This is a genomic window from Spiroplasma litorale (assembly GCF_001267155.1).
Taxonomy (GTDB): Bacteria; Bacillota_I; Bacilli_A; order Mycoplasmatales; family Mycoplasmataceae; genus Spiroplasma_A; species Spiroplasma_A litorale.
The window spans coordinates 792,537-808,197 of the sequence record NZ_CP012357.1 but is presented as its reverse complement, the minus strand read 5'-3'; the positions used below and the strand labels follow the sequence as shown (position 1 = coordinate 808,197).

General features: G+C 23.7%; 17 protein-coding genes. 13 read left to right on the top strand and 4 right to left on the bottom strand.

Features of this window, described 5'->3' with window-relative positions; genetic code table 4:
• The first annotated feature begins 261 nt into the window (after positions 1 to 261).
• Complete coding sequence (locus tag SLITO_RS03780; RefSeq protein ID WP_075058445.1) at positions 262 to 1,563, top strand: DUF2130 domain-containing protein; 1,302 nt, start codon at positions 262 to 264, stop codon at positions 1,561 to 1,563.
• An 869-nt stretch (positions 1,564 to 2,432) separates the two neighbouring features.
• Positions 2,433 to 3,401, top strand: coding sequence for a DUF7941 domain-family protein (locus SLITO_RS03765; protein ID WP_075058442.1), 969 nt, complete (start codon positions 2,433 to 2,435; stop codon positions 3,399 to 3,401).
• 14 nt (positions 3,402 to 3,415) lie between these two features.
• Here SLITO_RS03765 and SLITO_RS03760 read toward each other — a convergent pair whose 3' ends face one another.
• On the bottom strand, positions 3,416 to 3,595 hold the full coding sequence (locus SLITO_RS03760; protein ID WP_075058441.1) for a hypothetical protein: 180 nt from the start codon (positions 3,593 to 3,595) through the stop codon (positions 3,416 to 3,418).
• Between the two features lie 11 nt (positions 3,596 to 3,606).
• Between SLITO_RS03760 and SLITO_RS03755 the strand changes: the two genes are divergently transcribed.
• From SLITO_RS03755 to SLITO_RS03720, 9 genes are all read left to right on the top strand, one after another.
• A complete protein-coding gene (locus SLITO_RS03755) occupies positions 3,607 to 3,999 on the top strand; it encodes a hypothetical protein (RefSeq protein ID WP_144416411.1) in 393 nt (130 codons plus the stop codon).
• Positions 4,000 to 4,010: 11 nt separating this feature from the next.
• Positions 4,011 to 4,142, top strand: a complete 132-nt coding sequence (locus tag SLITO_RS06180; RefSeq protein WP_268794768.1) for a hypothetical protein — start codon at positions 4,011 to 4,013, stop codon at positions 4,140 to 4,142.
• Positions 4,143 to 4,276: 134 nt separating this feature from the next.
• Complete coding sequence (locus SLITO_RS03750) at positions 4,277 to 4,849, top strand: hypothetical protein (protein ID WP_075058439.1); 573 nt, start codon at positions 4,277 to 4,279, stop codon at positions 4,847 to 4,849.
• 362 nt (positions 4,850 to 5,211) lie between these two features.
• Complete coding sequence (locus SLITO_RS03745; protein ID WP_075058438.1) at positions 5,212 to 5,616, top strand: hypothetical protein; 405 nt, start codon at positions 5,212 to 5,214, stop codon at positions 5,614 to 5,616.
• A gap of 134 nt (positions 5,617 to 5,750) precedes the next feature.
• Positions 5,751 to 7,049, top strand: a complete 1,299-nt coding sequence (locus tag SLITO_RS03740; protein ID WP_075058437.1) for a hypothetical protein — start codon at positions 5,751 to 5,753, stop codon at positions 7,047 to 7,049.
• 17 nt (positions 7,050 to 7,066) lie between these two features.
• The gene (locus tag SLITO_RS03735) at positions 7,067 to 7,786 is read left to right on the top strand and encodes an ATP-binding cassette domain-containing protein (RefSeq protein WP_075058436.1); all 720 of its coding nucleotides are present in this window, start codon (positions 7,067 to 7,069) and stop codon (positions 7,784 to 7,786) included.
• Between the two features lie 40 nt (positions 7,787 to 7,826).
• Complete coding sequence (locus SLITO_RS03730) at positions 7,827 to 8,630, top strand: hypothetical protein (RefSeq protein ID WP_144416410.1); 804 nt, start codon at positions 7,827 to 7,829, stop codon at positions 8,628 to 8,630.
• A 7-nt stretch (positions 8,631 to 8,637) separates the two neighbouring features.
• A complete protein-coding gene (locus SLITO_RS03725) occupies positions 8,638 to 9,570 on the top strand; it encodes a hypothetical protein (protein ID WP_075058434.1) in 933 nt (310 codons plus the stop codon).
• Positions 9,570 to 12,362 carry an endo-beta-N-acetylglucosaminidase gene (locus SLITO_RS03720; protein WP_075058433.1) on the top strand — a complete coding sequence of 931 codons (2,793 nt, stop codon included), beginning with the start codon at positions 9,570 to 9,572 and terminating at the stop codon, positions 12,360 to 12,362. Before SLITO_RS03725 ends, SLITO_RS03720 begins: the two co-directional genes overlap by 1 nt.
• Before the next feature lie 19 nt (positions 12,363 to 12,381).
• Here the strand turns inward: SLITO_RS03720 and SLITO_RS06020 are convergent, their stop codons facing one another.
• The 3 genes from SLITO_RS06020 to SLITO_RS03715 all read right to left on the bottom strand — a co-directional run bounded on the left by SLITO_RS06020 (position 12,382) and on the right by SLITO_RS03715 (position 13,339).
• On the bottom strand, positions 12,382 to 12,549 hold the full coding sequence (locus SLITO_RS06020; protein WP_158500648.1) for a hypothetical protein: 168 nt from the start codon (positions 12,547 to 12,549) through the stop codon (positions 12,382 to 12,384).
• Between the two features lie 184 nt (positions 12,550 to 12,733).
• Positions 12,734 to 12,868: a lipoprotein gene (locus SLITO_RS06010; protein ID WP_158500644.1), complete on the bottom strand. Its 135-nt coding sequence runs from the start codon at positions 12,866 to 12,868 to the stop codon at positions 12,734 to 12,736.
• Positions 12,869 to 13,105: 237 nt separating this feature from the next.
• Positions 13,106 to 13,339, bottom strand: a complete 234-nt coding sequence (locus SLITO_RS03715; RefSeq protein ID WP_075058432.1) for a hypothetical protein — start codon at positions 13,337 to 13,339, stop codon at positions 13,106 to 13,108.
• 132 nt (positions 13,340 to 13,471) lie between these two features.
• On the opposite strand from SLITO_RS03715, the gene SLITO_RS03710 reads away from it, so the two are divergent.
• Together SLITO_RS03710 and SLITO_RS03705 are read left to right on the top strand one after the other, a co-directional pair.
• A complete protein-coding gene (locus tag SLITO_RS03710) occupies positions 13,472 to 13,948 on the top strand; it encodes a lipoprotein (protein ID WP_075058431.1) in 477 nt (158 codons plus the stop codon).
• A gap of 856 nt (positions 13,949 to 14,804) precedes the next feature.
• Positions 14,805 to 15,569, top strand: coding sequence for a MurR/RpiR family transcriptional regulator (locus SLITO_RS03705; RefSeq protein ID WP_075058430.1), 765 nt, complete (start codon positions 14,805 to 14,807; stop codon positions 15,567 to 15,569).
• Positions 15,570 to 15,661 lie beyond the last annotated feature (92 nt).

Below are 15,661 nucleotides of genomic sequence, written 5' to 3'. Positions count from 1 at the left end.
TAAATAAAAATACATTTTAAAAATTATAATAACCACATTAATGTGGTTTTTTTCTTATAAAAGTTTATTTAAATCAATAAACTTGGAAAAAAATAATAATTATTTTTTTTATGTAGAGTTATAATGATAGTGATTAAAATCTATTCAAAGATTTTTGGAAGAATATCTCACTTTCTTTTGAAGACTTACTTGTAGGTTCTAATCACTAAAAAACTAATAAATAAATCAAATTTATTATTTTTGATTTAGGAGGGAAAACTAATGAATTTATTTTTTAATTGCCCTAACTGTGGGCATAAAATTACAGAAGAAGATTTTGATAAAAATGAAAAAATTTTAGCAAATTTAAAAACAATATTTGATAACCACAGAGAAGAATATATAAAGAGTATCAAAAAACAATTAACTGAAGAATTTAAAGATAGTCAAAAAATTGAAATTGACAAACAACTTGCTTTAAAAGAAAATGAATTTAATAAAGAAAAACAAAAAGAAATTGATAAACTAAATTTATTAATTAAAAATCAAGAAATAGAACTAAATAATGCAAAATCAAATTTCGAAGTATTATTGTCAAAAAAAGAAATTGAAATTAATAGTAACAAACAAAAAGAAATTGATCAATTAAAAGATACAATTTCTAAATTAAATATTTTAGTAGAAAATAACAAAAGTACTCTTGAAAACACTATTCTTGAAAAAGAAGCATTATTTAATAAAACTAAACAAATAGAGCTTGAAAAACTAAATAAAATAATAAATGACCAAAATATAGAACTGACAAATAGCAATATTAAACTTGAAAAAATTTTAGCGGAAAAACAAGCCGAGTTTCTTCAAAAACAAAAAGAAATTGAGAATAAGTATGAATATGAAATTAAAACATATAATGATAAAATATTGCAATTAGAAATAGCAAATGCAACAAATAAAGTTATACAAAATAAAACAAAAGGAGAAAATTTTGAGCACGACGTTCATGGCGAATTGCTTAAGGTTTTTGAAGAAGATAGAGTTACAAAAATAACTTCTCAAGATAAAAAAGCTGATTATTTACAAGAAGTAATTTTAGACTCAAAACTAATAGGTAAAATTGTTTATGAAGTTAAAAATGCAGAGTGAAGTAATGTGTGAGAAAAAAAACTTATTGAAGACATGGCAAAACAAGGTTCAAAATATGGAATTATAGTCGCCACATCCTTCAATAAAAAATACCCAGGTATTCCATTTAAAAAATCAGATTTAAATCCTAATATTTACCTTAGTGATCCTGATAACTTTGTCTTTATAGGTCAAATAATTAGAAGTATTATAAAAATAGAAAATAAATATGAATCTCAAAAGTTAATCACAAACTATGATGAAAAAATTAAAGAGTTTAATAATTGAAAAGAAATACATTTACCAAAATTACTAAAAATATTTGAAGATAGTTTTGAAAGAATAAAGGAAAATGAATCAAGTATTTTAAAACGTGTAGATGATATAAGAATTGCACGTGAAAAAATGCAAAATAATGCACTTCATAATATTAGAGAATACATTGAAGGACTAATTTTTTAATTAAATTTTTTTATAATACTAAAATAAAATAAATAATTAAATTCTATTTTAATCCATATATAATGGTATTTTTAAAGTACACTAATAATTGACTTATATTTATAAAGTTATATAATGATTAAAATGAAAAAATAAAAAAAAGGAAAGAAAGTTATATTAAATATATTGTTGTTTTTAGCATCAATATATTTTTTAAATACGATTTTTGAATTCAATATAGAATTATTTAAAAATATAAAAATAATACAGCACTTTAACAACTTTATTTTTATAACCTGTATTATATTATTTTCTTCTTTCTTAATGTGAAAATTTTCATTATTAGTAAAAATAATAAACGAATATAAAACTAGCCTATATAATGATCATTTGTTATAATTTTTATTAGAAAAAAACATAAAATTATTAAAAAACTATATTTTTATTATGACTCCAATAGTTTCATTAAAAATTTGTGAGTTTTTTAGTCTTTATGATTGTAACGATAATTATGATTTATTTGTTTCTTTTTTACTATTGCTGTCTGTGTTTTTAATATTAAACTTAGTAATATTTTCTCTATTTTTATCTTTTATCTTTTTGTGTAAAAGCAAAAAAATTAAAATTATAGAAAACAATTTTAATTTAGAAGTAATTGATAATTTTATTAATTTTTTAAATATAAATTATGATACCAATTATTTTTATGAAAACTTTGTATTTCAAAATTTTTTACTAGTTTCAATAACTTCATATAAAAATGAAAAAACAATGAAGGTTTTTAAATTATTAAACCAAAAATTAAGAGATAAAAAGAAAGGTACGGTAATTCTATTCTTCAAATTCTAATTTTTTATCTAGTTTTGTAAAAAAAAGAAGGAGAATAATTTATGAAAAAATTATTAAGTTTAATAGCAACTTTAGGATTAATATCAACAAGTGGAACTGTTGTTGTTTCATGTAATAGTGATGATAAGGCGTCAGATGGAAATGCCACAACAACCAAAACAGATTTATCAAAATTAAATACAAAGCAACTTGGTAACAAAGAGGGGACAACTGATTTTCCAACAATAGACCTAATTGTTAGTGCTATAAATAATAAAAACTCAAATTATGGTTTAAAAACAAGTGATGTAGTAATTGATGGAACTCAATCAATTAAAACTATAAAATTAAAAGCTTTAGATGCTTCTACAAAATTTACAGGAAGTGTTGAGGTTACATATAGTTATTCAAAAATTAGTGCCAAAGACCTAAGTGGGCTTCCAACAAAAGAATTGGGAAATTTCGAAGGAGAAGCAGAGTTACCTACTTTAGATGAAATTGTTAAACAAATTAACAAAATTAATGATAACTACGGTTTAACTTCTTCAGAAGTTGAGGTTGATGGTCAGATTTCTGCAACAAAAACAAAAATTAAAGCACTTTCAACATCTACAAAATTTACAGGAAGTGTTGAAGTTGAGTATGTTTATACAAAACTAAACATAAAAGATTTATCTACATTACCTATTAAATCTCTCGGAGATATCGGAGGAATAAAAGACTTACCAGTTTTAAGTGAAATTATTACTCCAATAAATAGTAAAAATGATGATTGAGAACCTAAAAAAGCTGAAGTTGAATTGGAAGGAAACCCAACAAAACAAAAAGCAACCTTAAAAGCTAAAAGCGGATCGAAATATTTTTCAGGAAAAGTTGAAATAGATTACAGCTACTTTAAAAAACAAAATATAGGAGATATTAAAGCAAAAGATTTAGGTGATATAATTGGTAAAACCGATTTAATGACTAGTATAGATCTTGTTGAAATTGTTGAAGTAATTAACTTAAAAAACCCAGGTTTTGAAATTTAAACTAGTGATCTTGACTATGTAAAAAGTCCTTCAAATAAAGATACTTCTTTAAAAGCTAAACTAAAATCAATAAAATTTACAGGTACTGTTGATGTAAAATATAATTTTAGAATTAGTTTTGATGTTTCAATGCTTAAAGATGTAATTGATGGAAAAGGTTTAGGAGCAGCAGGTAGACCAAATAGTGTAAACATTGGAAAAACTTATGATTAAAAGTTATAAAAAAGAAGATATTTTAACAACTTTTGATGGTTTTGTAAAACCTTTATTAGATATGGCGGTAATGATTGGCTTTGTTATAAGTCTTGAACAAATGAAAGATGTAGCAAATATCGAATTTTTAGATAGTAATGGTAATGTTGTGGCCGAACCAACAGAAAACACTACAATTGCAAACATGAGAGTAACTGCAAAACCAGGAAAAGAAGATGATATTGATGGTGTACATTGTAAAGGTGAAGGAATTATTAAACTTAAAGTAAAAAAATATTCATCAGTATTAAAAGTTAGAGATTTAGGTGAACTCACGCCAGTAAGTAATAGTGAAAGTGATAAAATTGATGCAATTAAAAAAGCATTACTATTAAAAATGGAGTAGCTGATGAGAATTTGAATTTTTATTCTTCTCACTTTGATGTAACAAACATGACTGATACAAGTGCAACAGTTAAAGCAAAATGAAATGCATCATATACAGATGAAGATATACCTGTAACTTTTACTTTTGCAAGTAGTTTATAAGAAAAATAAAACCATAAAACTATTTATTATTTATAATAAATAGTTTTTTTGTGAAATAAATTTTAAAGTGTTATTATTTTTTATTTAAGTAAATATTTTTGTTAATATTATAATGTATTTAACAAGGAGAAATTATGAAAAAAATTTTAAGCATATTAGGATCATTAGGAATAATATCATCATCTGCAACATTATCATCAAATGTAGTTTCATGTGCAGATAACTCAAAAGAGCTTACTTTTAAAGACGGAAAAAGTAACAAAGACGTAGTTAATTTATTTATAGATAAAACTAAAACAAATATTTTTAATTATGAAGAAGGAAACGAACATCATCCAGTTAGTGTAATTGATAATAAACTAGGAGAAGATTATTTAGATTTAACTGATAAATTTAATTGAGGTAAATATAGTTTTGGTAATGTTGATGGACAAGTTTTAATTTTTGAATCAATGCCAAAAGATTCAATGGAATTTTTAGGTAAAGATTTAAATGAAATTTTTAATGAAGTTTCTTCACTACAGACAATTAACGAAACAACTGAAAATAGTTTAAAAATAACAGTATATGTATCAACTATAAAAGGTTCAAAAGGTGATTCATTATTTCAATTTAGCATTTATGAATTTAGTTTAGAGTTAAGTGATACAGGAAAAGGAAGTTTTTTTGCTTCAAAAATATTTTTTAAAAATATTAAATTATCTTAATTAATTTTATAAATAATTGTTAATATAAAAATAATTAGTTTTAACCCTTTATTTAAGGGCTTAAAATTAATATTCAAGTCTATATCAATCTTAAATTAAATTTATAAACCAGTTATTAGTTGATAATCATTGAAGTTTACATATTTATAAGTGTATAATCCTTATATGTAAAGAATAATCTTTACAGAAAGGAAAATAGTATGAGTCTAAATAAGAAATTTTTAGTAAGAATGATTTATTCTGGAATTGTCTAATTAATCATTACAATATCAGTTTTAGCAATTGGGACAAGTATTAAAGTTGAGGGAACAGAATATTGATATTTTAAAGGATGAGGAGATAAAACAACTGCTGCAAGTAACATGGAGTCAATAACCTCTGGATTTAGAGTAATTAATAACGATACAGATTCAGGAATGTTCAGTGGATTATCAAAAGGAATTTTTATTTTTTCATTACTAGCATTTGTTTTCTCATTAATTTATTTTATTTACAATATAACTATTTATGCTGTAAGTTTCAAAAAAGAAGATTTGATAAATAATAAAGTTCAATTAATTATGGATATATTATTTACAATATTTATAGCTATTTTTGCAGTTTTATATCTTGCAGGAATTTGTGGTTTAACAAGTGATTTGAATAAAGCTTGAGGCATAGATGTGTATAAAATTGGTTCAAGTTACTTTATATCAACAGCTTTAATTGTAATAGTTCTAATTGGGCATGTTGTTGGAGCATCATTAGTAAATTCAAAATTTAGATAAAATTTTTTAAAATAAAATTATATTATTGTTTCTAAATCAATACAAACTTTTAAAATTTGTATTGATTTTTTTTATTATAAAATTTATGATATTATATTTTTACATAATTAGAAGGAAATTTTAGGGAATAAAAAATGAAAAAAAAATGAAAATCAATTTCATTGATGATATTGAGTTTATTTTGTCTACTCTCAGTACCTATATCATCAATAATTTGGCTTGTAAAAAAGACAACTAATGCAAATGGTTATGCAACAGCATTATCTAATTTACTTAATTTTGAGGATTTAAAATTAGACCCAAGATTTAGAGCAAATTGATATAATTTACTAGAAGGTTCACAATCATATGCTTCTGCATATGATTGAAACTACAAAGTTAATCTAAATAACATAATGAATAGAGTTATTGATGGGAATATGGATTATATAAACGCTAGTTTTGAACAAAAAAAACCACTTAAATATAAAAGTGAGTTAATTGATGATATCTATTTAGGTTTACAAGTTATGGGGCATAACTCTCCTTGTGCATCAGAATTAAATGAAATTGGTAGATATGAAATATCAAATTTTACAGCACTTGAAAATGCAGGATATACTTTGTATATTAACAAAGAAGACCCAAATTCTTTGCTTAATATTTTAAATATTGATGATTCAGAAAAAAGAAATTATCAAAATAAAGAATATTATAAATTAATAAATTTTAATAATACTGATAATATTTTTTATAAAACGTCTTCAAAAGTAAATAAAGATACAATTACTAAATGAAATAATCAAAATATTACATTAAAACTAATAGCAAAAAAAGACTCAGACAGTAGAGTCTTAAGTATTTATGATCCTAAATATCATAGAAGTAGTCTTGGTATTAGAATTATTACCCATACATCAAATGAATTTATTCAATATAAATTATGGGATTGAAATCAATATAATTTCAATGATGAAAATCTATTATGTTATATTGCAAGTAATTTAATTAAGTTCTATGTTGAAATTGGACTTAACTACATTGATTTTATTGATCCCAACTCAAGTATGTATAATGTAAAAGCATATCCATTAGAAGGTATTGATAATGTATTCTCACACAAAGAAGGTGGAGGGGGTGGAGCAACCCCAGGTTCATTATTATATTATGCTTACAAATATGGTTCTTTTTATGATTTGAGAATAATAGCATTGACTTATAGTACAACAGACTTAAGATACATTTATATAAGTTATGATCAAAATAATATTATTGAATTTGATAAAAATAATAAAGATAATGTTGTTGTTGATGATATTGATAAAGTTACAAATAATTATAATAATAGAACTAAACTTGGTTTTAATCCTTGAATTGAGTTTAATGATCAAGTAAGAGGGTTTGTTCAAAAAACATGAAACTTACTATTATTTGCAATGGATAAGATGCTTTAATCTAGGGAGATATAAATATGATAAAAATAGAAAATGTAACAAAAAAATATAATAAAAACCAGGTTGTTTTAGATGGTGTTGACTTTGAAATTAAAAATGGTGAGAGTATAGGTATACTTGGTGCAAATGGTAGTGGTAAAACTACTCTTGTTGAAATAATCGCTGGAATAACTCAACCAACAGAAGGAAAAGTATTATTCTTAGATAGTAAAAATGAAACTGATAATGTTTTAAAAGAAAGTATTGGTATTCAATTCCAAAAGGGTGATTGACCTTTTAATACAAGAGCAATAGATTTATTAAATTTACTTTCTGGTAAAAATTGAAAAAATGATGATTACATCAATAGTCTTATAGATATTTTTGAAGTTAAAAACATTATTAATAAAAGACTAAATTATTGTTCTGGTGGTGAGCAACAAAGATTTAATTCATTGTTATCTTTAATTAAAAAACCAAAAATTTTGATTTTAGACGAACTTATAACAGGTCTTGATTTAAAAATGCAAATGAAATTAATCTCATTCTTTGATGAATTGAGAAAAAAAGAAGAAATTACACTATTAATAATTTCTCATATACCAGAAGAAATTGAACAAATAAGTAATAGAATTATAGTTTTGAATAATGGGAAAATTTATAGAGATAGTAGCGTAAAAGAAATTGTTAAAGAATTTGGATCTGTTAGATTATTTTTACAAAATTACTTTAAGGAAATAAATCATGATCAAAAATAAAATAAACTTCAAAAAAAGCTTTTCAAATTTTGGAAGAATAATGAGAATATCGCTTTCATTAAGTTTAAGAAATGAAAGAGCATGGGTAATAATAAATCTGTCTTCTTTAATAATTGTATCTATTTTATCATTTGGATATTCTAATTATTCAAGTAACTTTGTTTTATTACCACCTCAAATAATATGTCTAAGTCTAATACCTGCATTTATATCAGGGGGATATTTTGCACTATATTTATCTAATCTTAAAGAATCATCTTTGCTTAAAAGGATGAAATTTGTAGGAATTAAAAGATACTCTATTATATTTTCTTTTATAATTTGTAGTTCTATATTCACTATAATAGGTTTTTGTTTATCACTATTATGGGTCTATATAATGTCAACTTTTCAATTAAATTTAAGGTTTTCTAATTTATCTAATTTATTATGATGAAATTGAGTTTGAGTTATTTTAGCTTTAATTTTAATACAAATAGTTGTATTTTGTACTAGTGTCGCTATAATGGATGTCATAAAATATAAATCTTTTAGACCAATCGTTCCAGTAATATTGGTTACATTTCTAGCTCTTTTTTCTGATGTATTAATACCATCATTTATAACAACAAGTTCAGGTTTTTTAACTTATTTTGGATATTTATCTTTAACAAAATATATGTCTTGATTGATATTGATGACTAGCTCATTTTCATTTGTAGATTATGAGGGTGGGATTTATCAAGTAATAAATGATAAGGACAGTTATGTTTTTATTAGTAACATTTATGCGTTGTTAATATTGTCAATTATAATAACAAGCACAACAGTATTTTTATCAATTTGATTCTTTAAATGAAAGTAGGTGTATTATGAAAACTCAATTAATTAACAAAGTTTCTTTTAGAGATTTATTTAATTACATTTTTAAAGCAATCTTTAAAACATCAAAAATGTATATATTTTCAATAATTATGCCTACTTTTGCAGGGGTTTCTTTATTTTTAATTAAAACTAAATTTGGGAATGTGGACTATTCTGAAAGAATGGGAGAAGTTCTCACATTGTTTATAGTACCTTTCACATTTTCTTTATTTACATTATCATTTATTATCTCGAATTTTGAATCTAGTATTCTATTAAAACAAACTAAGATATTTTCTATAAGTAAGTGAAAAATATACTTATCTATATTAATTTGTGGTGTAATTGTATCTTTAATCTCATTTTTTACATTTATTATTTCTTTGCTTATTGTTGAACAATTTCTTATATACAAAAATACTTTACATGTTTTTAATAACTTAAGTGATTTGTTTATGGTGGATAAAACAGTTGGAGAAGGTTTTTTATTCTTTTTTTCAATAGTAATGTCTATTAATACATATTTGTTTTATATGATATGTTTATTATTGATTTCATACATACTATGTACATTAATTAAATCGCAATATGTAATCCAAGGAATAAATACTATAATTGTTATAACATTTTTAATTTTAGGAGATTGTGCTTTAAATGGTAATTATACTGTAGACACAATAATAAATGCTGCTTTCAATGCAGCAGGATATTTCTTCCCAATTAAGGCTTTTCAATGATTAGCATTAAGTTTACTAACAAACGTAACTTCTTATGATTATAATATTTTGCAAATTATTGATAATCCAAAATTAGAAGTGCCATTTACTTTTTTTACAAACAATTCTAAAATAGTTTTACCAGTTAGTTTTGTAATGTCATCAATATGAATTGTATTATTTGGAGTTGGTGCTAGATTTGCATATATGAGGAGTATAAAATAATGAAAAAATTAATGAGTTTAGCAATGTCTATATCATTAGGCGCAAGTTTAACAATAAATGTAATTTCTTGTAATATTGGTGATTTTACATCTAGAGAATACCTAGAATCTTTTGAAGATTTTGATTGATCAAAAGGACAAACAGATGATGGTGATAGTTATAATTGAATGTATGATGATTTTAAAGGTAATTTAGATAATAAAAACCTTAGTTTAGAAGAGATTAGTGCAGGACAAGGTCCAGTTGATAAGATATTTAATTATGATAAATATTCAACCTCTTATAAAGGTTATAACTCTATAAGAAAACAAGCAACCACAGGTTCTCCTTTAATAAAATCATATAGACCTAATGGTAATCAGTGGGTCGATTTTGGATATAATTCAAGATCTAGAAAATATAATTATATTAATAAACTAGTTGATTGAAATGATGGAACTGATATGGACATACCATACAATACTTCAACAGTAGAATTAAGAGATAGAAATTATGTTGCTAAAAAAACTTTAAAAACTCAGCAAACAAAAACATTCTTTAATATGTTTCATGACCCTTCAAATTCATCAAGTTCAATAATTGGAACTAAAAATCCTTTTGGAGGAAATTTAACTAATTTAAATTACACCCATCAATCTTATACTTGACCAGCTATTACAAATAAAGGATGATTAACTTCTGCTTTTGCAGATTATTCTGAGTATCTTCATAAAAGTGGGGTACCAGTTTTAGGATTATGATACATGTCTGGTTGAGAAGATTTAACAAGAGAATCTGTTAGAACTATTTTAGAAAATGACAAAGACGGATATTTAAAAATTGTTGATGTTTTAATTGAACAATGTCAAAAACTTGGATTTGATGGTTGATTTATTAATAATGAGGCAAATGGTTCACAAGGTGATGGTTATGTAATTTCAAATGAAGAAATGAATAAAATAATGAGCCAATTTAGAGAAAAAGCAAAATCATTCGAAGAAAAAACAGGTAAAGTATTAAGAATTTTTTATTATACAAATGATGCATCACTTGAATATGATGAGTATACAAACAAACCTAAATCAAAAAAATCTTTAGAAGCTGCAAAAAATGCCGATGGAATGCAGTTAGATTTTTCAACAAGATCATTAAATCTTGATTCTTACATTAAAAGAGAGAGAGATAATGATAATGAAGCAAGAAAAAATATCTATAATTTATATAACGAAAGTGTTGCAATACCAAGTGTTGGGACATATGATTATGAAAATATGATATTTCCTTGATCTAAAGATAGTGGCTATGATACTGAAAATCCAAGTAGCTCATTTGCATTATTTGGCTCAGGTGCTGCAAATGAATTTGCAAAATCATTTAGAAATTGAGTAAATTCAAAACCATTTCTAACAAAAGAAAATGAATATAAATATTTACTTATGGAACAAGAGATATCAAATCTTTATTCAATATATCAAATGACAGGTAAGAACAGTTATTTGAGCGAAGAATCTAAGGGAATCAATGAAATGATAAGTCAAGGTACTCAAAACATTGATGAAATTTATCAAACCGATCCAAGAATTAAATCATCAGAATTTGATAAGACAGAAATTACTTCACCAAAAAAACAATTCTTTGAAATTAATAAAGATAATGGTTTATATGAATTTGGAGTTGGAGTTGGTAAAAACTTTTTAGAAAAAACTGTAATTGCTGATAAAGTTATTGAAAATGATTATAGTGATTATGGTGATACAAACATTAAAGATGTTGAAAAAGATAATGACCCTTCATTAACTACTTACTTTTCAACAGGTTCAGGGATCTATTTTGTTAACAGGGATGAAGATGGTAAATTGTTATATAATCAAACTTTTCCTTGATCAAATTCAAGATTAGGCGATGTTAATCCTACATACCAATGAGACTTTTTTACAAAACCTATTGGTGATTCATGTGGTGGTGAAACTTTAAAAATTACTACAAATGATGGTAGTAAATGTGTAACTAAAATAACTGATAAAGGACAATTAAGTCCATATTATGATTATTACAATCCTTATGTTAAAGGTAATTCGATTTCAATAGGTATGGGTTATGACTTTGATGATGGTGGAAAAGTAATTGAACCAACATGAGATACAAGCCAAAAATACTTTTGAAATTTAATGGGAACAAATTTATCAAAAAATAATTATAAAGTATCTTATTATGTTAAAAAAAGTTCATCTGATAAAAGTTTTAATAATAAACTAACTTCAGATGAGATTAATATTACATATACTGACTCAAAAGACAATTCATCACCTAACGTAATAACAACTAATGTTGAAGAAATTAATGATGGTTGATACAAGATAAGCGCTGACTTAAGTACACTTAACAGTATTAACTCTGAAAACAGAATTGCAAAACTAGGTTTAAACATAAACCCAAAAGATGAAAAGTTTTTATTATCAGTTGGATGCTTTAAAATTGAAAATAAAGAGTCAAATATTGATAATACTGAATCAAAAATTAAAAAAATAAATAATGAATATGTCGTTAAAAGAGATTCTGAAAAATATAATACAAATATTAGATTTAATTGAGAAACAGAAGGAAATGAAGCCGACTATTATAATTTATTTTATTCTAACAATTTAATAAGTTGATATAAATTAGGCCAAACTACAATGAAAAGACACTATATTCATGAGTTAGATGAAAATGAAAATCAGTATATATACATTGGTGTTCAAGCTGTGGATAAAAACGGTGTTCCAGGAAAAATATATTATTCTAAAATTAATACTTCTTATAACTATGAATAGAAATTATATTTCTATTTTTTTATTTATTAGTTTCTTTATACAATAACTCAACATTTCCAAAACTTCCAAACAAACCTTGATTTCAGTCACTGTTTGGACCATACAATGAAAAGCTTAATTGATACTTAGTATTATTAGTTGGATTCAAATATTTATTTGATTCATCATAATTTGCTATAACTATCATTGTCCAAATTCTGCTATTATCTTCTTTTTTTCTGGTGTTGAATATTTAAATAATTTAGAGCTAGTAACAAACCATTCTGAGTCATTTTTATATACGGATAAATTTGGGATTATTGTGAATCCGTTATTAAGAATTCAATCATTTCCCAAAATAAGGATAATTGATATACTATCATCTAATCCATTTAAAATTTCTTTATTTGCATAAGCATTGTTTTGTATGTATGATAACTTATATCCTCATTACCACATGATATAACATTTGTTGATGTTGATGCAACAAAAGTAAATGTTGAAAGAAAACAAATTAATCTTTTCATACTTTCTCCTTCATTAAACTACTAATTTTTTTTAAAAATTATGTTAATTATTCCTAAACTATCAATAATATCTTTAATTTTAAACTCGATTTGATAATTCGTATCATCTAGAGGCTTATTATTTTCATTGTTAAAGTTAAAACCTAAATTTGCAGAATATAATTTTTGTTCTTGTTTATTTTTAACGATATTGGCTAATTTAAAATAAGTTACAATAGTCTTAGTATCTTTATTGCTTTATATCATTTTTGATTCAATTTGAAAATCGGGAGTTTTATCAATATCGTTATAATTTCCAAGAATAAAAAATAGATATATTTTATCTCCATAACTAATAAGTTCATTTTTTGTTGAATATACTTTATTTGTATTAACATTATATCCAAACTCATCATTTGAACATGAAATTACATTTATAAAACTAAATGTAAACAAATTTGCTGATATTAAAAAAGTAAGTATTTTTTTCATATATGTACCTCTTTATAAATTAAGTTATAACACATTGTATTTTTTACAAACTATAGCATATTTGTGACTCGAATGAATTAAGCTCTTGAGAAGTTTTATAAATGAATTATTTTAGTTTATAATAATAAAACGTTGTTTACAACAGAAAGGGATAAATATATAAAAAAATTATTAAGCTTTTTAGCTGCAACAGGGATCGTTGCGACAACAAGTGCCACTGTTATTTCGTGTGGTGACGTAAATAAAACTGAAATTAATAACATTGAAAATGTTTTAATTAATGTTAATGAGAGCAAAACAGTAGCAATTACAGTAAATAAACCAGTAGAAAATGCTGAAATTAGTGTTAGTTCAAGTGATGAAACAGTAGCAAGTGGTAAAACTTCAATAGATAAAGATACAAACAAAGAGGGTAAATTTAATGTTGTTGTAAGTGCTTTAAAAGAAGGCGTTGCTAAATTTACTGTTAAATATGATAATTATATTAAGGAGTTTACAGTTACAGTTAAAACTAATGCAGTTATTTCAAATGTTGAAAAAAAACTATTCAAGTTGGTAAAAGTCTGAACCTTTTGATGTTACAGTTACAAATTCAAAAAGTGATATTAATTTAACAGCTACGTCATCTTCAGATGAAATAGCTAAAGTTAGTGTCAGCACATCAAAAACAAAAGAAGAAGCTAAATTTACAATAACTTTAGAAGCTGTTAAGGCAGGAAATGTAACAATTACTCTTAGTTATAAGGATGCAAAAGATGTAGCATTTAAAGTAACTGTATTAGAAGCTAAAAAAGATTTATCAAAAGCAACAAAAGATTTAGGTTCAATTAATGGTAAAGGAGAAACTCCAACTCTAGATGTAATAGTAAAAGCATTTAATGATAAAAATACTGAATATAAAATTACAAAAAATGATATTGACTTATTAGAAGAAAATACAAAATCTGCAAAATTAACAGCTAAAAATGGCTCAAAAAAACTATATGGTGAAATAGATTTAGTTTTTAAATATTTTAAAAATTATATAGAATTTGAAGGAGAAAAAGAACATAATACAACTTACGATGAACAATCAAATATAATAACTGTTAATTATAAAAAAGCAGACTCTATTTCATTTACAACTAAACAAAAAGGGAATTTGATGATCCTGAAAATTCACTAACTCCAAGTACTGTAACTAATAAAGATTTTTCTATTTCGTTTTATAAACTTAACAATCCAGATTATTTTTCTTCAACTGTTGATTATATTAAAGCTAATGTAAATACTAAAGTAATCATCATATATGGAACATACGAAGTTGAAATGGGAATCAAAATTGTAGATTATAATAAATAATAAATCTTATAAAGAATATAAACAATAAAAATTAGCATATGCTAATTTTTATTGTTTATATTCAAAGTTAAAATAATATAAAATAATATAAAAGTAATTAATATTTTCTATTAGAGGTGAATAAATGCATATATATGAAATTTTAGAAAATATGGCTAAAGACAACAAGAATACAACAAAGCAAATTATTAGTAAAAAAATATTAGAAATGTTTTTGGTAGGAAGTTTTAAAAGTCAAAAAGAGTTTTCAAAAGATTGTTTTGTTTCTGAATCAACAATAACTAGATTTTCACAAGAAACAGGTTGTAGTGGTTATAGAGAATTATTAACAAAATTAAAAATGGAGTATGAAAGAATAATAATTAAAACAAAAAATGATTTAGAAATTATCAAAAATAAAAAAAATATTCAAGTTTTTGACTCTGTTAATACTTGGGTAATTAAAAATGAATATTTTATTAAAGAACTTATCAATGACATTAAAATAAATAAAAAGGTAAGAATATTTTCTTCATATCAAGCAATTGAATCATCTGATTTTATATACAAGATAATTCAATCTAAAAATATATATTGTGAATTAATTAACATTCATAATAATTTTATGAGAGATACTTCTTACTTATATGAAAAAGATGTTGTAAATATTGTGATTTTAACAGGAAGAGACGTTGAAACGCTAATTAATTTTTTTATAAATAGAATTAATGAAAACTCTTTTTCAAAAAATTACATTATAACCTCAATATACCAAAAAAACAAAATTGATTTAAAGGCATTTAAGGAAAAATGTATACTAAACTTTGAAGGGGATAATTCTCAATTTGTTATAAGACATTTTGCTTTAATTTATTTATTTACATACTTTTCAATAAAATTTGATACTTAGAAAGTACTTGCAGAGAATGCAAGTACTTTTTTATTAGCTTAATAATGTAGTATATATTTTTTTAATATGAAAAAATCAAAATATAGAAAGGA